The following is a 20,197-nucleotide window of genomic DNA, read 5'->3' on the forward strand; positions in this document are numbered from 1 at the left end:
AGCGGGTACGTCGCACTGACCATCCACACGATTCGCGGGAACGTTCTTCAGGCGTTCTCCACCGTACTGCAACCCATCGCCGTACCGGTGGCGGCTCGTCTCGACCCCCGTCGGATGGCGACCAACCGTGTAGACTTCCTCTGGTCGCTCGAGGCTGCGTACACGATCGGCGTCGGGGGGGCGATCGCGCTGCTCATCGTCGTCTTGCCACGCCTGATCGAGGTTTGGATTGGCAGCGAATTCCAGCAGATCGTGTTTCCCGCGCAGCTCTTGCTCGGTGGCTGTGCCGTCGATTTGGCGTTTGCGCTGCGCCGAGCTCTCCTCACCGGCCAGGGCCTCCTGGGTTTCGCGACTCGCCGGCTGTTGTCCCTGGTCGTCGTGTACGTGTTGTTGATGACCGTGGTGCTCGGCCACGGCAGCTGGTGGTGGGTGGTGATCGGCGCGGCCGCTTTCTCGATGCTCGTGAGCATCTTCGCGATCGCGCGCGTGTTTGCCGACGTGACCGCCGTCGACGGTGCTCGCCGGGTATGGCGTCCGGTCGGTTTCAATCTGGCCATCGCGAGCCTCGCAATCTTCCTAAGTCGGTTCGCGAACCTCGGCTGGCTCGAGCTGGCCGGGGCGGCGACGGTCGTGGTTGCGGGTGTTCTCGCGCTGGGACACGTGTTGCTCACGCCGCTGGACCGTGCGTTGCGCACCGTCACCACGCTGTTGCACTCCTCGGATCGCAGCATGTTCGAGGAGTCGTGAGACGCGTCCCGTGCCATCAGTCACCGTTCGACCCTGCGCTGTCGCGCAGGGTCTCGCAGAGCGTATCGACGTGTCGCGCCCAGTTGAGTTCGGCTGCACGCCGATGCCCGATCGCGCGCCTGTCCTCTGCGCCTGGTGCGTCGGAGAGCAGCTCCTCGATGACCGCGGCGAGTGCGCGGGGATCGCGGGTTGGGAAGTATCGGCCCGCCTGACCGGCGAGTTCGCGAAACGCCGGAATGTCGGAGGCGATGATGGGCGTCCCCGCCAGCATCGCTTCCACGATCGGGTGTCCGTAGGTCTCGATCTCCGACGGAAAGAGCAGCGCTGTCGCGCCGAGGTAGTACCGCTGAATCTCGGAGTATGGGACCGGGCCGACGAAGCGAACCCGATCCTCGACCCCTTCCGTGGCCGCCAGACGTCGAAGCTCCTCCAGATAGCCGGGATCGCCCTGGTCGGGACCGACGAGCCATAGCTCGAGGTTCGAGCTTCGTACGTGCTGCAGGCTTTGGATCGCAACTCCCAGGTTCTTGTGGCGTTCGATGGCCGCCGGCGTGAAGAGGAAGGGTCGCTCCGTATCAATCGGACCGGCCGTGGTGTCGAAGCTCTCTTGTGCGATTCCGTATGGGTTCACGACGACGCGCGATTCCGGGATCGCGACGCTCCGACGAATCAAGTCCGCCGCCGCTCGCGTGGGAAACAAAACCTTGGAGACGCGCCGGAGTCCGACGCGGGTGAGTAGATTGAGAGTCCGTAGGCGTAGATCGTCGTAGAAGCGGTGATCGTAGATGTTCAGGTTGCGCAAGATGACGACTGTTGGCGTGCCCGCCAAAGCAGGAGTCATATCGGCCACACAGAAGAGGACGTCGTACCTCATTGCCAGGATCGGTACCACGATCTGCTCGAAGAGCACGCGAAGCAGCAGGCGCAGGGCGGCCGGCTTCGGAGGAAGCCGCACGAAACGAACGCGGATGCCTGCGCACTCATCATCGGTCAGCTGCCCCTCCGCGACGAGGAAGGTGACGTCGCAGCCGCGTTGATCGCCGCTGAGCTCCCGAAGCACGTTCAGGATGTAGCTGCGCCCCCCGCCGTGCGTGAGAGACAGCGCGTTCACAAGGACGCGGGTTGTTTTGCGTGAGTCGATCTCCGCGTGGACCGGGGTGCTCATTCTTCCTCGTTCGGAGACCGTCGCGGCGATCTCGGTCGCAACACTTGACCTCGGGATTCGGTAGGGCTCTCGAATGGTTGGCGGATCAGCTGCACAGCGTCGTTGGCTCGGTCGAGGGCTGCGCTTCGGTGGCCGGCGGGGTCGGGCGATACGCTACGATACTCGAGCTGAAAAGGTAGGAAGGAGGCTCCGGCAAATGTTGCAATCGCGGAAGATTGTCCTGCTCGAAGCAAACGAGATTCCGTTTCGGATCTTCGACCGCTACGTAGCAAACCACGACGCATCCGCCCTGGCGCGACACCTTCCCGCGTGCCGCCAGTACATGACTTTCGCGATCGACTCCGGCCACCTTTCGCCCTGGGTAACCTGGCCGACGCTTCATCGCGGGGTCAGCAACGACGAACACAAGATCCGCGCTTTCGGCGAGGATCTGACAGAGGCGAACGAGAAGTTCCCCCCGATCTGGGAGCTCTTGAACCGCGGTGGCGTGAAGACGGGCGTTTTCGGCCCGCTTCACTCCTGGCCCCTCCCGGAGCGACCCGAGCGTTTTGACTTCTTCGTCCCCGACACCTTCGCGAACACGCCGGAGTGCTATCCGGATGAGCTGACATCTTTTCAGCGCTTCAACCTTGCCATGGCGCGGAAGTCGCCCCGGAACGTGTCGTCCGAGGTGGATTGGAAGAGCGCGGTCCAGTTCATGGTGAGGGCACCCGCCCTTGGCTTGCGACCCAAGACCGTGATGGAGCTGGCCTCCCAGCTGATCCAAGAGCGCACCCTGCCTTGGAAGCGGATTCGACGACGGACCTTTCAGCCCGTGCTCGCTTTCGACCTGTTCATGAAACAACTCGAACGTCATCGCCCGGCGTTCTCGAACTTCTTCACGAACCACGTTGCGTCTTCGATGCACCGTTTTTGGGCGGCGATCTTTCCCGACGAGTACGACGCGCTCGAACTCGGCGAAGAGTGGCAGGAGCAGTACGGCGGAGAAATCGACTTCTGCATGGCTTGGACCAACGACTTCTTTGAGCGCCTGACGTCGTTCGCCGATCAAAACCCCGAGTATCTGATCCTCGTCGCTTCCAGCATGGGGCAGGCGGCCGCAAGCGGGAAACGCATCGCGACGCAACTCTACCTGCGGAAGCCCGAGCGGCTGCTGGCGAAGGCGGGGGTCGGGGAAGGCGAGTGGGAGCGACGTCCTTCGATGGAGCCGGCCGTGAGCTTGTACGTGGCCGAGCACCGCTGCGACGAGTTCAGGTCGTTTCTGAACCGAATGGAGATCCGAGGAGAAGCCGTCTACTTCGACGAGAAGGATGGCGGTTTCTTCGATCTGCACTTCGGCCAGACGAACCTGCAGGCCGACGAGGCATTCGCTTCGGTGGACGGAGCCCCGGTGCCTTTCGCGGAGCTGGGACTGGAATCCGTCGAACTCGAAGACGAGGCGGGTAGCACGGCCTATCACGTGCCCGAGGGCACGCTGTTCATCTACGATCCGCAGAACCGCGAGCGACGGGCACAGCCCCGACCGCGGCTCGACACGATCGAGATTGCGCCCGCACTCCTCACGCACTTCGGGCTCGACGTGCCCCCGTACATGCGAAAGCCGTCGAGCTTCCGAATCGTCGAGGCGCGCTAGGAAGCGTCGATGGGCAGCGCGCGGCCCGAACGCTGGGACTCGCCCGCGAGGATCGTCGCCCGCGACACGGCGAGGAGCTCCTCGAGAGAGAAGGGCGACGGCTCGCCCTTGCGCACGGCCTCGATCACTTCCTTCACCGCGGCCTGCTGACCCTTGTCCTGATTGAGCGTCTTCAGGGGTTTGCCGTCGGGGAGCTGGGTCGAGCGGAAGTTGTCGCACGACGCCGTGCGGCCGTCGGCCGACACTTCGAAGCGCTCCTTCGGCAGCGCCGGGCTCGCGTTCGCCAGGTAGGCAATGGTTGCCGTCGAGCCGTCGGGGAAGCCGACCATCAGGATGGTCGAGTCCTCGTTCTCCGGATCGCGACCCAGGCAGCGCGCGTAGACGCTGGACGGCGGCGCGCCGACCAGGAACGTGCACAGGTCGACCATGTGACAGGCCTCGCCGATCACGCGTCCGCCGCCGACGTTCGGGTCGACGTGCCAGGTGCCGCTCGGCGTCGAGCCGGCAGCCACGGTGTACGAGATCGCCATCGGTCCACCGCGGCCGGCGAACGCCTTGGCGATCGCGCGGGCATGGGGCGAGAAGCGCCGGTTGTAGCCCACCGAGAGAAAGCCCCCGGTTTCGCGAATCGTGGCTTCGAGTGCTGCGAGCTCCTCGAGATCGAGCGCGGCGGGCTTCTCGACCCAGACCGCCTTCCCGGCGCGCAGCGCGTCGCCCGCGAGGCTCGCGTGACTGTCGTGCTGGGTGGCGACGAAGACGAGCTCGACCGCGTCGTCCTGCAGGACGGGGGACGGGTCGGTCCCGCAGTTCGCGAACTCGAACTTCTCGGCGGTGCGGCGCGCCGAAGCGCCCGTCGCCGTGATGACGTGGCGTCGGTCGACACCGCTCACCCGCTTGACCGCGGGCAGCAGGATCGCCTTTGCGTAGTTGCCGGCACCGACGAAGGCGACGCCGACATCGCCCGAGGCACGCGTTCGCTTCGTCGGGAGCGGCAGCGATGCGGAGACCTCAGAGGCCTCGTCGTAGCGGAACACCACGGCGAGACCGCGCCGCTTCCCCTCGGCGAGCTCCTCGTAGGCGGCTTCGGCGTCGGCAAAGTCGACGGTCGTGGTGTCGAGCTTGCGCGGATCGATCGCGCCGCTGGCGGCGAGATTCAGGAAGGCCTGGAGATTGCGGTTCTCGGTCCAGCGCACGTAGGAGATCGGGTAGTCGAGTCCGACCTCTTCGTAGCGTCGGTCGTAGCGCCCCGGGCCGTACGACATGCTCATGCGCAGGTCGAGCTCCTTCTCGTAGAAGGTCCGCCTGTCGAGGTCCATCGCCGTCGCGCCGACGGCGGCGACGCGTCCCTTCATGCGGCAGAGCTCGGCGGCGAGCTGCAGCGGCGCCGAGCTGTCCGACGCCGCCGTCACCAACACGAGATCGGCGCCGTAGCCGCCGGTGGCGAGGGTCTGCCAGGGCATGTGATCGTCGTCGGGCTTCGCTCCCCACTCGGCTCCCTGGGCCAGCGCCTGCTTGATGCGATTCTCGTCGACGTCGATACCGAGCACGCGACAGCCGTTCGCGCGCAGGAGCTGCACCGTGAGTTGCCCGATCAGGCCGAGGCCGATCACGACGGCGACTTCACCGAGGGTGGGGTCGGCGACGCGGAGGCCCTGCATGGCGATCGCACCGAGCGTCGAGTAGGCCGCGCGGTCGAGCTCGAGGCCGCCGGGGACGCGCGCCACCAGGTTCTCGGGCACCGCGACGAACTCGGCGTGATTGGCGTAGCCGGCACCTGCACACGCGACGCGATCGCCCGGCGCGAAGCCGGACACTTCGGCACCGACCTCGACCACGACCCCCGCCGTCGAGTATCCGAGGGGCTGGGGCACATCGAGGCGATTCATCACCGCTTTGTAGGTGGGGAGCGGACCCTCCTGCTGCACCTTGGTCAGGACCTGGCGCACCAGGTCGGGCCGGTTGCGCGCCTTGCCGAGCAGGCTCTTGCGCGCGAAGTCCATCGCCATCTTCTCGGTGCCCGGCGACACCACCGAGTAGTGGTTCCGCACGAGCACCTGCCCGGCGCTCGGTGCCGGCGCCGGAACCTCCACCAGCTCGAGCTTCCCGCTCTTCGGGCTCTGGACGATCTGCTTCATTGCGGGTCTCTCTCGATGTGGCGGCGCCAGCCCGGGTGGGCTTCGAAGGTGTGGGGACTCTCGATCTCGTCGAGGCGGCGCGCCACCGGCGCGGCGCCCGGGTCACTCACCTCGTAGACCCGCACGTCGCCGGGATCGCGGACCTCGCTGATGGGGAGCACTTCGTCGCGCAGGCGCTCCCAGACCTTCGGGATGCGGCGTTCGTCGAAGCCCATCAGGCGGATGGCGGCGAGGTCGAGCGCCACCGGGTCGGTGGAGGCGATCACGACACCGAGGGGGACGTCGCGGGGGGCGAGCGGTCCCTCGCCCTCGCCGGCGATCACGCCGTCCAGCAGCGTGAGGACGCGTCGCACGGGAGCGCTGGCCTCGAAATGCTCGCCTTCGGCGTTGCTGTAGTAGAGGCAGCGGTTCAGGTCGACGCACATGCGCCAGGTCGTGCGGTTGCCGTGCCAGTTGCCGCTGCGGATGAAGTCCTCGCCGCGGGTTGCGTTCTCCGCCCGTCGCACCCAACGCACCAGGCGGGTGCCGATGCCGCGCTTGAGCAGGGCGCGGGCGACCTCGGTGGCAAAGCTGCGCACCTTGTCGACGGCGGCGGCGCCGGGGAACTCGTCGCCCCCCTGGTCCGGTGAGCCCACCGAGTGGTGGGGAAGGAGGTTCTTGTCGCCGTTGATGCCCACGAGATTCTTGAGCGCCAGCGTGACGCCGGTCTTCTTGTGGGTCTTCAGCTTCGGCAGATTCACGACGAGATCGGCAGAGAGCACGGTCTCCGACAACAGGTACTCGTTGCGACCGCCCATGTGGTGGCGCGACGTCGGGCCCGGGTCGTAGTCGGCACCCCGGAAGCGCTTCGGGTCGAGCCCCGAGCCGGTGAACGCGCTGCGATCCCCGAGGTCGACCAGGCGGTAGCCGGCCGGATCCCCGGGTCGCTCGCGACGATCGACGATCACACCGTCGCTGTAGGTGACTTCCTCGCGGCGCAGGTCGATGATCTCGAGCTCGCGCCCGAGCGTGGCCTCGTAGAAGGCGGAGAGCTCCGCGAGCCCGACCAGGTTGGCGAGGCGTTCCCACTCGCAGTCGTGTTGGGGCGCCTCGGCAATGGCGACGGATCCCTCGCTGCCCGCGGCGAGGAACGCGTAGTCGGCGACGGCGCGCACGATCGAGCCATGCGTGATCACGCAATCGACGCTGGCGTCCTCGATCGGGTTCCAGTGCCGGATGAAGTTCGGCTTGAGCACGATGCGCGAGCCGCGCGGGACCAGCGCGCCGAGCGGGTTCCAGTCGGGCGTGCCGAAGCGATCCGCGTCGAGTCCGGCGGCGAACAGGGCGGCGCGCACGGCTTCGTAGACGTGGTTGGAGGAGCCCTCGGACGCGGCGGCGCCGAGCAGCGGCTCGAGCTCGGGAAACGCTTTTCCCGGGCCGTAGGGCGGGGCCAGGTCGCGGTAGTGGGGCTGGGTGCGGGCGAGACCGACCGGGATCATGACAGGCGCCCCACCGCCGACTTCACCGCGCGGAACTTGCCGTTCGCCTCGCGCGGGATGGCGTCGACATAGCGAAACTCGATCGCGATGGCGTCGCCGAGTCGCGAGCGGAACTCTTTGCGCAGGCTGCGCTCCGAGTCGTCATCGTATTCCGGGCGGCGTACCACGAGCACCTCGAGTGCATCGGACGTCTCCTGGAGGACCTGAGCCTCGGCGACGTCCAGCTGTTCCTTGAAGATGTGGTCGAGTCGCCCCACCAGGCGGCCGTCCGGGGTCCGGACGTAATCCTCGATCCGCCCATCGACGTCCAGGAAGACGTCTCCGGCGCGGCCACAGGGGCAGGGGGTCTTCGAGCGGGTGCCGACGTCGCCCACCCGATAGCGGAGCAGGGGCGTCGCGGCGTTGGCGAAGCCGGTGACGAGAAGCGGGCCGCGCACCCAGTCGTCGGTCTCTTCCTCGACCTCTACCTCGACGACGCCGAACTCCATGTCGACGTGGAGGTGGCGCTCCGAGCACTGGGTCATCGAGACGCAGAACTCGCTGACGCCGTAGCGGTCGTAGACCGGCGCACCGAAGGCGGCCTCGATCGACTCGCGCTGAAAGGCGAGCAGCGATTCCGACGACGTGAAGCACGCCTTGAGGCGGCCCGGCGGTAGCGGGCGGTCCTCGGCGAGCATGGCCTGGGCCACCAGGTGCATGGCCGAGGGATAGCCCTGCGCGAAGACCGCCGGCGTCGCGTGAATGGCGTCGACGTAGTGGCGCAGGTTCTCGGGGGTCTTGTGGTAGAGCGAGAACAGGGTCTGCCGGTTCCAGTGGTTGGTGCGCCAGAACGGGGGCCGGTTCGAACGGACCGGCACGATCGTCTGGCCGTTGAAGGTCAGGTTGGCGTCCCAGAGGCCGACTCCAGCGACGCGCCGTCCGCGCCAGAAGGTGGCGAACTCTTCGGCGAGAGCCTCGGGGGTATACCAGAGCGGTAGCGCGCTGCCCGTGGTGCCGCTGGTCTTTCCGCGGAGAAGGCGCCGTTCGTCGAGGGCCTTCGAGAGAAAATCACGAGCGCGTTCTCGATACGTGGCTTTCTCTAGGGGTGGGATGGCGGCGAGGGTTCGTGCAATGGCCGTTCGGGGATCACCGTGATCGCTCGGTTCGGGGAGGTCTGCGTACGCCGGCACGTCGCGTCGTGCCTCGCCGACGAGATGGCGTAGTCGCCGGGCCTGCAGCGTGACGAGTTCGTCCTCGCTGGAGAGGAGGGTGTTCTCGAGCGAGGCGAGGGTCTGGTGGAAGTAGGGGGTAAAGCGCGTGCGCGAGCGTTGGAAGCCGGCCCAGGTGCAAGCCCAGTTCTGCGCGAATACCGGAAGTGCGTCGTACAGACCCATCATCGCGGGTCAGTTCGGTACGAAGGGCGGAAGCTCCGGCACGACGCGACTCGCGAAATCACGAAACAAGGCGTCTGCCGACTCGATGTCGTCGCGTTCCACGGGGACGGTAAAGCGCACTAGCGCGCCGTCCGTGCGACCCTGCGTGGCTCGGTCCAACCCGACGAAGAGGACCTTCTGCCAGTCCTCGGCGATCACTCGACCACGCGACTGGTACCAGTAGTAGACCAGCTGCCGGTAGGGCCCCTTGGCGATGATCAGGCGTTTGACGCCCGCGCCGGGCTCCGAGAGTCCCGAGACATCGACGGGGACCGTGCTGGCGTCGATGATGTCCCATCCCGACCCGGGCAAGCAGTGCGCCGGCGGGTGAATCGCGTTCTCGCCCGCGCCTCCGCCCTCTTCACGCACTTGTGTGGCGTGATAGCCGACATAGAAGCCCACAACCTCCCCTGAAGCTCTTTGATAGTCGCAGACGAGGGTATCGGTCGCGCCGAGATTCCGGAGCACGTCTTCGGCCAGCGGAACATTGCCGTCACAGGACCAGTCGGCGATTCGCATCGGGAAGTGTTGGAAGGTGGCTCGCTCCGGAATCACCGCGTCCTGGGCCATGAAGTAGTACGTATACGTATTCAGGCCGAGGAAAAGAAACACTACAAGCGCCTTGATCATGCCGGGGTTCCCCCGTTGCGGTTGCGCCAGTACTCAAGGAACTGGGTCAGAAGCCATGCTTCGAGCATGAGCAGTGCGAAGGCCGTGCCGAAGGTGAAGAAGCCTTCGGTGGTGTGGATGGCGCCCTCGGCCATCTCGGTGCCATAGGTGTAGGTCAAGAAGCCGGTAAGCCCGACCCGGAACGCGTTCACCAGTACGGCAATCGGGATCGTCGAAAGCACGAGGATCGTCCGCTCGAGCCAAGACGTCCGGAAGAAGTAGGCGAACACCACGCCCAGCGTGCCCAGGGCCATGAGCGAGCGCAGGCCGCTGCAAGCCTCGGCGACGAACAGTTGAGTCGTCGGGAGGTGAATGATGTTTCCCTCGCGTAGCACCGGGAGCCCGAACAGGTGCAGGCTGTTCACGGCGATGTCGGCCGCGAAGAGCTGGAGCGGGAAGGCGACCACGTTCACCAGGGATTGGGGGAGCGGAACCATCAGGAAGAGGAAGAGTAGTGGGAAGGTCAATACCCGAAAGATCGGGATCCCGAGGAGCAGCACTTGGATCCCGATGAACGTGAGCACGAACCCGACGCGCATCGCCATCAACTCGACACCGAGCCGCCCGATCGCCAGCGCCAGGGCTCCCAGAGCCAAGGGCACGATCCCCCACCAGCTCGGCTCGATGGGGGTGCGGGCCAGCTTCTTCCGACGTTCGAACGCGAAGTAGGCGGCGAGCGGGGCAATTAGGAAGCCGTGGGAGTAGTCATCCACCGCTCCCCAATGGCGCACCATGTAGTAGATCACCGGCGCGAAGACGGCGAAGGCCGCCGCGCTCGCCAGCGCAGAGGCGCCTAACGCGAAATGCCGCGACACGCCCGTGGGTGCGATCGGGGCTTCAGGTGCAACTTCGGGATCCAAAGGCTTCTCAGAACAGGGCGTAGATGAACGGCGCGACGGCGGAGCCCTCGGTGAGGACGATCAGCACCGACAGCAAGAGCATCGTCACGACGATCGGGCCGAGCCACCACTTTTTGCGGACTTTCATGAAAGTCCAGAGCTCACTGAAGATCGAAAGGCGGCTACCAGACGACTGGGCCATGGAGGACTCCTCGAAAGGGGTGCGCGGCTCGATCGGAGCCGGGCGGGAATTGGAGGTCAGTCGAGCGCGTAGAGTTCGCGCCAATCGACGTCTTCGCGCAGTTCGGGCTGCTCCTCCTTGCGGAGGATCTGATTTCCGAGCACGAGAACGTCCATGTTCGTTCGCATGAAGCAGAGGTACGCGTCTTCCGGTGAACACACGATGGGCTCGCCCCGCACGTTGAACGACGTATTGATCAACACCGGGCAGTCGGTGCTTCGGTCGAACTCGGCCAGCAGGTCGTAGAACTCGGCGTGCTGATCCCGGCGCACGGTCTGGAGCCGCGCTGAGCCGTCGACGTGGGTGATCGCGGGAACGTCCCGATCTTCGTTCACCTGACAGACGAGGAGCATGTACGGGCTCTCGCGATCGATGTCGAACCACTCCCCCGCCTTCTCTTCGAGGCAGGCCGGCGCGAAGGGCCGGAAGCTCTCGCGGAACTTGATCTTGAGATTGACCCGGCCCCAGTTGTCCTTGTTGCGCGCGTCGGCGAGGATGCTGCGGCTACCGAGCGAGCGCGGGCCCCATTCCATGCGGCCCTGGAACCACCCGACCACCGCCTGCTCCTCGGAGAGCAGACGGCTCGTCTCGCGGATCACCTCGTCGCGCGGGTAGGTCTCGTACGGCGCTTTGCGATTGTCGAGGTACTTCTGGATCGCCTCGTCGCTGTACTCGGGGCCCCAGTAGCAGTGGTCCATGCGGCAGGCGCGCGGCTTATCGAGCACCGCGTTGTGGATGAAGAGCGCAGCGCCTAGGGCTCCACCGGCGTCGCCCGCCGCGGGCTGGACCCACAAGTTCTCGAACGGGCCCTCGCGGATGATGCGGCCATTCGAGACGCAGTTCAGCGCCACCCCGCCCGCCATGCAGAGATTCTTCATCCCGGTCTTAGCGTGGAGGTCGTGCACCATCTTCAGAACGATCTCTTCGGTGACCTTCTGGATGCTCGCGGCCATGTCCCAGTGGAACTGCTCCATCGGGCCTTCCATGTCCCGGACGGGCTCGCCGAAGAGCTTCGCGAAGCGGTCGTTCGTCATGGTCAAGCCGTAGTCGTACGCGAAGTACTTCATGTTCAGCTTGAACGAGCCGTCACCACGCAGGTCGACGAGCTCGTCGAAGATCTGATCGACGTACTTCGGCTCCCCGTAGGGCGCGGCGCCCATGACCTTGTACTCGGCGCTGTTGACCTTGAAGCCGAGGTAGTAGGTGAAGGCGCTGTAGAGCAGGCCCAGCGAGTGCGGGAACCGCACTTCGTTGATCAGCTCGAAGCTGTTGCCCCGGCCCACGCCCTGGGTGGTGGTGGCCCACTCGCCGACGCCGTCACAGGTGAGGATCGCTGCCTCGTCGAAGGGGGAAGGCAGGAACGCCGATGCGGCGTGGGACTGATGGTGCTCCGCGAAGAGCACCTCGCCCTCGTAGCCGAGGTGCTTCCCGATCAGGCTCGGGATCCAGAGCTTCTCCTTGAGCCAGACCGGCATCGACTTCGTGAACGACGGCAGCGAGCGCGGGAACGTCGCGATGTACGTCATCAGGATGCGCTCGAGCTTGATGAACGGTTTGTCGTAGAACGCGACGTAGTCGATGTCGTCGATCGAGAGGCCTGCCGTTTCGAGGCAGTACTTCGTCGCGAGGGCGGGCAAGGCGGGATCGTGGCGCTTGCGCGTGAAGCGCTCCTCGTGGGCTGCTGCGACCAGCTCGCCGTCCCGGAGCAGCGCCGCCGCAGAGTCGTGATAGAAGGCCGAGATCCCGAGAATGTTCAAAATCGTTCTCCAGCGATCGCGCTCCTGCGAGAGCGCGCCGCTGCCTACGTGAGCAGTTTCGCCCGCTCGAGGTCGGCGCCCGCCGAATCGGCTTCCTTCCAAGAAGTGTCCGCGGGAGGAGTGGGGCGCTTGTCGAGCTGATCGCGGCGCGCGAGCGCTTGCACGATCGATACGGGACCGATCAGCACGAAGTAGAAGAAGCCCAGGAGGACGAGCGTTTGAATCGATCCGAAGCGACCCGCGATCCTCATCCAACCGTCGCGGAGACGCGAACCCATCGACTCTTGCTGCTGTTCGCTCACTCGCCGACTTCCTTGGTGGCGCACGCTCTCGCCGATGCACCTCTGCGCGGCGTCCGAGCCCAAGCGGGTGTGCTCCATCGCCGCCCCCGAATTCAGACCACACCCGAAGGGCGCGGCACTCCCCTCGCCCGCTGGATGATACTCGGGGCCGAAGGTTCGGAGGGGACTGGCCTCCCCGGTCGTACGAAGCGCGACACGCTCCCGAACGTCCTCCCGGAAGGCCGAGGCAGTGAGTATGACTCGGTCACCGAGAAAAGAAAGCAGAGCTCCCCGAGGGGATTCGAGGGACGATCGAGATCGAAGAGTGCTGAGCCGAAGAGAAAACTCGTTCCTTCCGGAAAACTTCTTCCCATCGAGGGAAGGATCTTTCACACTTCCCGTCCCTCGCGGTATCCGGTCGGTCACTGACTCCTTCTCGGGCCGGATCGGCACACCTCGGGGCCTGCTTCTCGCGACTCCTGACTCCTGTGACTCCCCATGCTCGTGCCCCCAGAACTGCTCGTGTTCTCAGAAGCGCAAGGACGACCCCGCCCATGGCCAGCAACGAAACGAACGACGCTCCGCTCGAACCCTTCCGCGTACTCGTGATCGATGACGACCCGGGCGTCCGCGACTACATGGAGGCGCTCGTCAGTCGCCGCGGTTACCGCGTGGCGGTCGCGGAAGACGGGGAGCAGGCGCTGGCGGGCCTCGACGACACGCGTCCCGACGTGATCACCCTCGACGTCGTGCTGCCGGGGATGGACGGCCTCGAGACCTTGAAGCGCTTGAAGCAGCGCATTCCCGACGTGCCCGTCGTCATGCTCTCCGGGCATGGTCAGGCGCGGAACATCGTCGAGGCGATGCGGCTCGGGGCCTCCGATTTCCTGCGCAAGCCCTTCGAAGTCGAGGAACTCGATCTCGCCTTCCAGAAGGCGCTCGAGAAGCGCGCGCTGAAGCAAGAGGTCGAGCGGCTGCGCGGTCGCGCGCGCTCCGAGACCGAGCTGCTGCTCCTCTGCGGCGACAACCCGAAGATGCGCGAGGTCCGCGAGATCATCGAGCAGGTCGCAGACACCGACATCACCGTGCTCGTCCGCGGGGAGAGCGGCACCGGCAAGGAGCTCGTCGCCCGCACCATCTTCCAGCTCTCGGGACGGCGCGAGCAGCCCTTCGTGAAGGTCAACTGCGCCGCGCTGCCGTCGGAGCTGCTCGAGAGCGAGCTCTTCGGGTTCGAGAAGGGGGCCTTCACCGGCGCCCAGAAGCGGAAGCTCGGCAAGTTCGAGTACGCGAACCACGGCACGATCTTCCTGGATGAGATCAGCGAGATGCACCCGGCGCTGCAGGCGAAGCTGCTCCAGGTGTTGCAGGACGGCGAGTTCTCGCGCCTGGGCGGCGAGAGCGATGTGCGGGTCGACACCCGAATCATCGCCGCAACGAACCGAAACCTCGAAGAGGCCGTCCAAGATCAGAGCTTCCGAGAAGACCTCTACTACCGCCTCAACGTGGTGACGGTGCACATTCCGCCGTTGCGCGAGCGCACCGATGGCATCCCGCTCCTGGTCGATCACTTCCTGCAGAAGAACAACGAGCAGTACCGCAAGGACGTCAGCGCCCTCTCGTCCGAGACGATGGATGTCTTCATGAAGTACCACTGGCCCGGAAACGTGCGGGAACTCGAGAACATGGTCCGGCGCATGGTGGTACTGGGGAACGAATCCACCGTGCTGGAAGAGATCTCACTGCGTGGGAACGCCCCCGTCGTGGTTTCCGAGCCGGAGGAATCTCCCCTCGACCTGGCCGCAGCGACCGCGGATCTCGCCAACGGCGAAGCGATAGATCTCAAGGCGATCTCGCGACGTGCCGCACAAGTTGCAGAGAAACGTGTGATCGAGCGCGTCCTTCAACAGACCCGTTGGAACCGAAAAGTGGCCGCCGAGAAGTTGCAGATCAGCTACAAGGCGCTGCTTTACAAGATGAAAGAAAACGGTCTCAGCGAGCGCCGCTAGGCCTCGCACACTTCGGGGGATGAACGCGTGTGGGTTGCAGTCGGAAGAGGGGATCGGGCTCGGCTGAGGCTGAGCCTTGGGCTCGCGTTGGTGACGGTCGTGGCCATGGGCTGCTTCGGCCGTGCCCTGAGCCCGCCGCCGCCGGATCCGACTCCCACCGACCGCGCTCCGTACACCATCGGGGTGACGGACGTGCTGCGGATCAGCGTGTGGAAGAACCCGGAGATCACGGTCGACGTACCCGTCCGCGCGGACGGCATGGTTTCACTGGCGCTGATCGATGACGTGCAGGCGGAAGGGCTGACGCCCCAAGAGCTCAAAGAGGTGATCACCCGAGAGCTCTCGGAGTTCATCACCAACCCCGACGTCACGATCATCGTGCTCCAGATGAACAGCCGTTTCGTGTCGGTCCTCGGCGAAGTTCGTCAGGAGACCCGTGTCCCCCTCACTCGCGACCTGCGGGTGCTCGAGGTGATCGCCCTCGCGGGCGGCTTCGACACCTTCGCGGACAAGTCGGACGTGCGCATCGTCCGGCGTGGCGACGATGGCAGTGAGGCGGAGTACCGCTTCAACTACAGCGCCTACATCCGGGGTCGAGCACCAGGAACGAACATCGTTCTCCTGCCCGGAGACACGATCATCGTTCCGGACTGAGGCCTGGATGCAGCTTCGTGGGATTCTCGCGGTCCTCCCCTACGTCATCTTTCTGACCGCCTCTGCCGCTCTTGGGGCAGACCTCTCGTTCTCGGCGGAGAGTTCGGCCGCCTATGACTCGAACGTGTTCCGAAGCGAGGACGATGAAGAGGACGACTTTCTCTTCCGGTTGCGGCCCGGGATTCGGGTGCACGAGGATCGCGGCGACGACATCACGTACTCCTTCGCCTACGAGTTGCCGATCGAGTTCGCCCTCGAGAACAACCGTGAACTTCAGGATTTCGACCACGTCGCGCGCGCTCGCGTCGACTATCACGTCTCGGATCAGCTCACGCTCTTCCTGAGCGACGACTTGCGGTTCCTTCGTTCGACGCTGCGCCGCGAGCAAACGGGAGAGAATGTCATAGGCGACAGTCTGAGCATCGCGACCGTCCAGGACGAGCGCGACCGCGTGACTCTCAACGATGGGACGGTCGGCGCTCGCTACCTGGTGACGCCTCGCCTGGTCGTCAACGCCATTGCTAGCTCGAACTACTTCGAGACCACTCGCGAGGACCGATCGGACAACTACTCGTTCGGCGGCACCGTCGATACGCGCTACGCGCTGACAGCACGACATCAGATCGGTATCGGCGGGCGCTACGTACTTCAGGAGTTCGAGGGGAGCGATCGGATCGAGGGGAGCCGGACGAACATCATCGGCGGTTTCGCCTCCTGGCGTTGGGTCGTTTCCAATACGCTTCGGCTCGAAGTGCGCGGCGGGCCGTCGTACATCGACACTGAGCAGGACGATTCCGACCGCTTTCGCTCGGCGTTGGCCGTTCCGACCGTACGGGTGTTGAACGGCACGGAGACGATCGTCGCCGTCGATTCGACCGGCGCGCCCACGGTCCGGGGCCCGGGCCAGGTCGCGGGCCCCGTCGCACCGGGAAGTCTCCTCGTGCCGATCAACTGCAACCGGCTGAACAACCCGCCGGTCCCCGTGGCTGATGGGTGCACGACTGGAAGCAGTACCTTCGGCTTGAACAACCTCGTCCTCGACCGGGGCAACGGGGCCGATGCCGCGGACATCGCGGCCATTCAAGGCACCCAGACGCTGATTGCGAACGCGGACCCCCGCGGTGAGGACGACGCCGGCATCGACTTCTTCGTCGACGCGACCATCACCCAGCAGTGGACGCCGAACCTCACCACCGCGCTCCAGTACACGCGGCAGCAGGGGAACGCGGCCGGCCTCGGTGGGACGGTGATCGCCGATTTCCTCAGCCTGTCGAACGACTGGCAATTCCTCGAGCGCTGGCGGCTTACCCTGCGGGGAGACTGGACCCGGAGCACATCTACCTTCCGAGCCTCTCAGACCTTCGACAACGTCTTCCAGACCACGCTTCCCAATGCTGCCCAGCCCATCGCGACCCGCTGCGCAGGAGGAGGGGCGCTGCTCGCATGCCCCGGGGGGACGAGTTTCAACGCCAATCGGAGCTCGGATGTCGATACCAGTCGTTGGGGAGTGGCCGGTCGCGTCACCCACCAGCTATTTCGGAACACTCTAGTATTCGGGCAGCTGCGCTACGACCGGCAGGACTCGGATACCGGAACGCTCGGCAACGCCTCGGATTTCGAGAACATCGTCGGCACGATCGGCGTCCGACACTCATTCGAACCCATCAGCTTGTGGTGAACGACAGCAGCCCCCATGAACGTCGACGGCGGGATACAGATCAGCGAAATCGGCGCGATCGCGCGCCGTCGCGGAAAGGCGATCGCGGCCACGGCCCTCGGGGTCTTGCTCGTCATCTACTGGATCTCGATGGCGTTGCCCAACACCTACACCAGCTATGCCACGGTGCTGGTGGAGCCACAGGCGGTGGACCCTGAATTGGTGAGTGCCGGGGTCGCCGACAGCGACCTGAATCAGCGCCTCCACCTGATGACCGCGCAGATCCTCTCGCGCGGTCGACTTTCTCGCATCATCGACGAGGAAGAGCTGTACCAGGAAGAGTCCGAGTACATGCTGCGCGAGGAGATCATCGATCTCATGCGCGAGGCGGTACGGGTCGAGCCCGTGATTCCCGAGATCACCCAAGGGCTCGGATTCCAGGCGGCACCCAGCGAGATCAGCGAGTTCAAGATCTCCTACGACAACTACGACGCCGTCGTCGCGATGGAAGTGGCCCAGAAGCTCGCCAACGACTTCATCTCCACGCATATCGACGCCCGGGTTCAGACGTCGCAGAAGAGTCTCGACTTCATCGAGGGTGAGCTCACACGGCTTGCCGAACGCGTGCGGCGGGTCGAGGGGGACATCGCGAGGGTCAAGAACGAGAACCCGGGCAAGCTTCCCGAGGATTTCGATGCGAATCAGCGTCGCCTCGACCGAGTTCTCCAGAATCTGACCATCACGCAGCAGCGCCTCGCCGAAGCCACCAGCGATGAAGCCTTCTACAAGAGCCAGCTCGGCCTCGCGCGAGCGGTCGGAGGTGGCGGTGATGCTGCGAGTCCCGCTCGCCGCCTGCAGGTGCTCGAGCTGGAGCTGCGCGAATTCGAGTCGCGCGGGTTCACCCAGAAGCACCCGGACGTGATCTCCAAGCGCGAAGAGATCGCGCTGCTGGAAGACCAGATCGCCAATGGCGAGAGCGAGTCGGTCGCGCTGAGCCCGATCGCCCAGCAAACCGAGGCTCAGGCGCGTCGCTCATCGCTCCAGCGGGTGGCAGCCGAGGCCGAGATCCAGCGCCTCCAGGGTGACGCGGACGAGATCCGCACGTTGATCGAGGCCACTCCCGCTGTCGCAGAGCAGCTCGACGCACTGAGCCTCGATTACGAACACCTCTCTGTGACCATCCAGGACTTCGCGAACCGTCACAACGAAGCGACGGTGCAGGCTCAGCTCGAACGACGGCAGCTCGGCGAGCAGTTCCGCGTGCTGGAAGCCGCGTTCGAGGCGCCCGAGCCGAGCGCACCGAACCGCATTCTGATCCTGGTTCTCGGCTTGGTCTTCTCCTGCATGGTCGGGGTGGGCGTGGGGGTCTTGCTCGAAGCCACCGACACCTCGCCGCACAGCCCCCGACAGCTCCAGGACCGTCTCCAGCTCCCCGTGTTGGCCGCGATTCCGGAGATCTGGCTCGAGTCCGATCGCGTTCGCGCCCGGCGCGAGCGCTTCCGCACGACCATGGTCACGGCCGGGTTGGTGGTGTTTGCCTTGGTGGGCGGTGCAGGGACCTATCTGTGGGTGAATGGCGTTCCGCGCTTCCTCTCGTTCGGCGGCTCGGAGACGGAGCAGTCGGCGCCGGCGCCCTCGGCGCGGGTCACCGGCAGTTCGGAGAGCTGAGCCATGTACGAAGAGTACTTCGGGCTTGTACGACAGCCCTTCGAGATGACGCCCGATCCGTCGTTCCTGTACCTGGGCGACACCCACCGCGAAGGCCTCGCCATGTTGCACTACGCGCTGCAGGCGAAGAAGGGCTTCGTGGCGCTGACCGGTGAGGTCGGCACGGGCAAGACCACCCTGATCCACTCGCTGATCTCCCAGCTCGATCCGGGTATGCCCTCCGCGTTCATTTTCAACCCGAAGCTCGAGCCGCTGGACTTCCTGCGGATGCTCTTCGATGAGTTTGGGATCGAGGCCGAGTGTCAGTCCAAGGCCGAGTACCTGATGACGCTCAACCACTTCCTCATCGACTGCCTGAGCCGCGATCAGATCGCACTTCTGATCATCGACGAGGCGCAGAACCTGTCGCCCGAGATGCTCGAGGAAGTGCGTCTGCTCTCGAACCTCGAGACTCCCACTTCGAAGCTCTTGCAGATCATCCTCGTCGGTCAGCCCGAGCTCGACGACATGCTCGACCGAGAGGATCTCCGCCAGCTGCGCCAACGGATCGTGCTCCGTCACCACCTCCGTCCCTTCGATGCGATCGAACTCGACCACTACGTCGAGGAGCGATTACGGCTCGCCGGCTACACCGGCAAGGGCATCTTCAAGCGCACCGCGATGAAGGAGCTGATGGCCGTGACCGGCGGCATCCCGCGCATCGTCAACGTGGTGTGCGACTCCGCGCTGCTGCTCGGCTACTCGCGCAACGAAGAAGCGATCGACGGAGCCATCATCCGCGAGGCCGCGACCGAGCTGCGGCTGATCAAGCCCAACGCGAAATCTGCATCCGAGCCGAAGAAGAAGGCGGCCGGGAACGCGTCGTCCACCCAAGCCGAGCAGCCGAAGCGTCGCCGACGCTGGCTCGGGCTGTTCGACTAGGCTGAGAGCGGACGATGGCGAAGATCTACGACGCACTCCGACGAGCGGAGCAGGAACGCCGCAAGCTCGGCGAGGAGGCGGCCCCGGTCGCGCGCCTCGATTGGGAGCCCGAGGTTCCGGTCGAGGCCGAGCGCAAGCCCGCGCCGCCCTCCGAATCCCTCTTCCGCCGCCTGTGGCCGAAGAAGCCCGTGGCTTCCGAGGCGGGTGACATCAACAAGCGCCGGGTGGCGCTGCTCCAGCCCGACTCGTTCGTGGCCGAGCAGTTCCGCGGTCTGCGCGGCCGGATCGACGCGCTCGAGTCCGCCGAGCGGCCGCTGCGTACGGTGGCGATCGCCAGCGCACTTCCCGGCGAGGGAAAGACGACCGCGTCGATCAATCTCGCACTCGTCACGGCCCTTAGCCTGGGCCGCCGGGTGCTCTTGGTCGACTGCGACCTGCGACGCCCCAACGTCCACCGCGCCCTCGGGATCCAGCCGAAGGCCGGGCTCGCCGAGGTGCTGACCGGCGAGTCCACCCTCGAAGACGCGATCCAGATCGCGGACGGCGCGAATCTCGAAGTGCTCCCGGTGAAGGCGAAGCCGGCGAATCCGTCCGAGCTCCTCGGCTCGCCCGCCATGTCGGAACTCATCGCGGAGGTGGCCCGCCGCTACGACCGCGTGATCCTGGATACGCCGGCCGCCCTGGGTCTGCCCGACGCGAAGGCCATCGCCGATCAGTGCGACGGACTCGTGATGGTCGTGCGCGCCGATCAGACGCGACAGGAAGACGTCCAGACCGTCCTGGAGATCATGGACCGCGATCGCCTCCTGGGTGTCGTGCTGAACGGCACGGCGTCCCAGGAGGGCCGCTACGGCTACACTAGCTAGCCCCCCGTCCCTCCCCCCACGCGCCCTGCACCACAGGGTGGGCCGAGCTAGCCTCCGCGGCCCGACCG

At 65.6% G+C, this 20,197-nt stretch carries 17 protein-coding genes; 8 read left to right on the top strand and 9 right to left on the bottom strand.

The window, feature by feature from the left end:
* Nucleotides 1-747, top strand: a 747-nt coding sequence (locus AAF430_23335) for a hypothetical protein (GenBank protein ID MEM7413183.1), incomplete at its 5' end; no start/stop codon positions are given.
* Between the two features lie 16 nt (nucleotides 748-763).
* Here the strand turns inward: AAF430_23335 and AAF430_23340 are convergent.
* The gene (locus AAF430_23340) at nucleotides 764-1,912 is read right to left on the bottom strand and encodes a glycosyltransferase family 1 protein (protein ID MEM7413184.1); all 1,149 of its coding nucleotides are present in this window, start codon (nucleotides 1,910-1,912) and stop codon (nucleotides 764-766) included.
* 196 nt (nucleotides 1,913-2,108) lie between these two features.
* On the opposite strand from AAF430_23340, the gene AAF430_23345 reads away from it, so the two are divergent.
* Nucleotides 2,109-3,545 carry a hypothetical protein gene (locus tag AAF430_23345; protein ID MEM7413185.1) on the top strand — a complete coding sequence of 479 codons (1,437 nt, stop codon included), beginning with the start codon at nucleotides 2,109-2,111 and terminating at the stop codon, nucleotides 3,543-3,545.
* Here the strand turns inward: AAF430_23345 and AAF430_23350 are convergent.
* The 8 genes from AAF430_23350 to AAF430_23385 are packed head-to-tail and all read right to left on the bottom strand — an operon-like array spanning nucleotide 3,542 to nucleotide 12,378.
* Nucleotides 3,542-5,680 (bottom strand): Gfo/Idh/MocA family oxidoreductase, encoded by a 2,139-nt coding sequence (locus tag AAF430_23350; protein ID MEM7413186.1) that lies wholly within the window; start codon nucleotides 5,678-5,680, stop codon nucleotides 3,542-3,544. The two genes, AAF430_23345 and AAF430_23350, sit on opposite strands and share 4 nt — an antisense overlap.
* Nucleotides 5,677-7,158 carry a DUF362 domain-containing protein gene (locus AAF430_23355; protein MEM7413187.1) on the bottom strand — a complete coding sequence of 494 codons (1,482 nt, stop codon included), beginning with the start codon at nucleotides 7,156-7,158 and terminating at the stop codon, nucleotides 5,677-5,679. The genes AAF430_23350 and AAF430_23355 overlap by 4 nt, the downstream gene beginning before the upstream one ends.
* Nucleotides 7,155-8,534 (bottom strand): hypothetical protein, encoded by a 1,380-nt coding sequence (locus AAF430_23360; GenBank protein ID MEM7413188.1) that lies wholly within the window; start codon nucleotides 8,532-8,534, stop codon nucleotides 7,155-7,157. The genes AAF430_23355 and AAF430_23360 overlap by 4 nt, the downstream gene beginning before the upstream one ends.
* A gap of 6 nt (nucleotides 8,535-8,540) precedes the next feature.
* Nucleotides 8,541-9,200 (bottom strand): exosortase C-terminal domain/associated protein EpsI, encoded by a 660-nt coding sequence (locus AAF430_23365; GenBank protein MEM7413189.1) that lies wholly within the window; start codon nucleotides 9,198-9,200, stop codon nucleotides 8,541-8,543.
* Nucleotides 9,197-10,054: an exosortase A gene (xrtA, locus tag AAF430_23370; GenBank protein ID MEM7413190.1), complete on the bottom strand. Its 858-nt coding sequence runs from the start codon at nucleotides 10,052-10,054 to the stop codon at nucleotides 9,197-9,199. The genes AAF430_23365 and xrtA overlap by 4 nt, the downstream gene beginning before the upstream one ends.
* Nucleotides 10,055-10,106: 52 nt before the next feature.
* Nucleotides 10,107-10,280, bottom strand: a complete 174-nt coding sequence (locus AAF430_23375) for a DUF5989 family protein (GenBank protein ID MEM7413191.1) — start codon at nucleotides 10,278-10,280, stop codon at nucleotides 10,107-10,109.
* A gap of 56 nt (nucleotides 10,281-10,336) precedes the next feature.
* Nucleotides 10,337-12,076 carry a carbamoyltransferase gene (locus AAF430_23380; GenBank protein MEM7413192.1) on the bottom strand — a complete coding sequence of 580 codons (1,740 nt, stop codon included), beginning with the start codon at nucleotides 12,074-12,076 and terminating at the stop codon, nucleotides 10,337-10,339.
* Nucleotides 12,077-12,120: 44 nt separating this feature from the next.
* A complete protein-coding gene (locus AAF430_23385; GenBank protein MEM7413193.1) occupies nucleotides 12,121-12,378 on the bottom strand; it encodes a hypothetical protein in 258 nt (85 codons plus the stop codon).
* Nucleotides 12,379-12,911: 533 nt separating this feature from the next.
* On the opposite strand from AAF430_23385, the gene AAF430_23390 reads away from it, so the two are divergent.
* The 6 genes from AAF430_23390 to AAF430_23415 all read left to right on the top strand — a co-directional run bounded on the left by AAF430_23390 (nucleotide 12,912) and on the right by AAF430_23415 (nucleotide 20,129).
* A complete protein-coding gene (locus tag AAF430_23390; GenBank protein ID MEM7413194.1) occupies nucleotides 12,912-14,363 on the top strand; it encodes a sigma-54 dependent transcriptional regulator in 1,452 nt (483 codons plus the stop codon).
* A gap of 90 nt (nucleotides 14,364-14,453) precedes the next feature.
* Nucleotides 14,454-15,017, top strand: coding sequence for a polysaccharide biosynthesis/export family protein (locus AAF430_23395; protein ID MEM7413195.1), 564 nt, complete (start codon nucleotides 14,454-14,456; stop codon nucleotides 15,015-15,017).
* Between the two features lie 7 nt (nucleotides 15,018-15,024).
* Complete coding sequence (locus AAF430_23400; protein MEM7413196.1) at nucleotides 15,025-16,695, top strand: hypothetical protein; 1,671 nt, start codon at nucleotides 15,025-15,027, stop codon at nucleotides 16,693-16,695.
* 15 nt (nucleotides 16,696-16,710) lie between these two features.
* Nucleotides 16,711-18,342 carry a hypothetical protein gene (locus AAF430_23405; GenBank protein MEM7413197.1) on the top strand — a complete coding sequence of 544 codons (1,632 nt, stop codon included), beginning with the start codon at nucleotides 16,711-16,713 and terminating at the stop codon, nucleotides 18,340-18,342.
* Nucleotides 18,343-18,345: 3 nt separating this feature from the next.
* The gene (locus tag AAF430_23410) at nucleotides 18,346-19,263 is read left to right on the top strand and encodes an AAA family ATPase (protein ID MEM7413198.1); all 918 of its coding nucleotides are present in this window, start codon (nucleotides 18,346-18,348) and stop codon (nucleotides 19,261-19,263) included.
* Between the two features lie 14 nt (nucleotides 19,264-19,277).
* Nucleotides 19,278-20,129: a CpsD/CapB family tyrosine-protein kinase gene (locus tag AAF430_23415; GenBank protein ID MEM7413199.1), complete on the top strand. Its 852-nt coding sequence runs from the start codon at nucleotides 19,278-19,280 to the stop codon at nucleotides 20,127-20,129.
* Nucleotides 20,130-20,197: the final 68 nt, after the last annotated feature.

This window comes from Myxococcota bacterium, from assembly GCA_039030075.1.
In the GTDB taxonomy this organism is placed as follows: domain Bacteria; phylum Myxococcota_A; class UBA9160; order UBA9160; family SMWR01; genus JAHEJV01.

Excerpts from the sequence above, each read along its gene's own strand:
- AAF430_23390 (MEM7413194.1), top strand. The coding sequence starts at position 12,912 with ATGGCCAGCAACGAAACGAACGACGCTCCGCTCGAACCCTTCCGCGTA.
- AAF430_23405 (MEM7413197.1), top strand. The coding sequence starts at position 16,711 with ATGAACGTCGACGGCGGGATACAGATCAGCGAAATCGGCGCGATCGCG.
- AAF430_23360 (MEM7413188.1), bottom strand. The coding sequence starts at position 8,534 with ATGATGGGTCTGTACGACGCACTTCCGGTATTCGCGCAGAACTGGGCT.
- AAF430_23355 (MEM7413187.1), bottom strand. The coding sequence starts at position 7,158 with ATGATCCCGGTCGGTCTCGCCCGCACCCAGCCCCACTACCGCGACCTG.
- AAF430_23365 (MEM7413189.1), bottom strand. The coding sequence starts at position 9,200 with ATGATCAAGGCGCTTGTAGTGTTTCTTTTCCTCGGCCTGAATACGTAT.
- AAF430_23400 (MEM7413196.1), top strand. The coding sequence starts at position 15,025 with ATGCAGCTTCGTGGGATTCTCGCGGTCCTCCCCTACGTCATCTTTCTG.
- AAF430_23415 (MEM7413199.1), top strand. The coding sequence starts at position 19,278 with ATGGCGAAGATCTACGACGCACTCCGACGAGCGGAGCAGGAACGCCGC.
- AAF430_23350 (MEM7413186.1), bottom strand. The coding sequence starts at position 5,680 with ATGAAGCAGATCGTCCAGAGCCCGAAGAGCGGGAAGCTCGAGCTGGTG.
- AAF430_23410 (MEM7413198.1), top strand. The coding sequence starts at position 18,346 with ATGTACGAAGAGTACTTCGGGCTTGTACGACAGCCCTTCGAGATGACG.
- AAF430_23340 (MEM7413184.1), bottom strand. The coding sequence starts at position 1,912 with ATGAGCACCCCGGTCCACGCGGAGATCGACTCACGCAAAACAACCCGC.
- AAF430_23375 (MEM7413191.1), bottom strand. The coding sequence starts at position 10,280 with ATGGCCCAGTCGTCTGGTAGCCGCCTTTCGATCTTCAGTGAGCTCTGG.
- AAF430_23345 (MEM7413185.1), top strand. The coding sequence starts at position 2,109 with ATGTTGCAATCGCGGAAGATTGTCCTGCTCGAAGCAAACGAGATTCCG.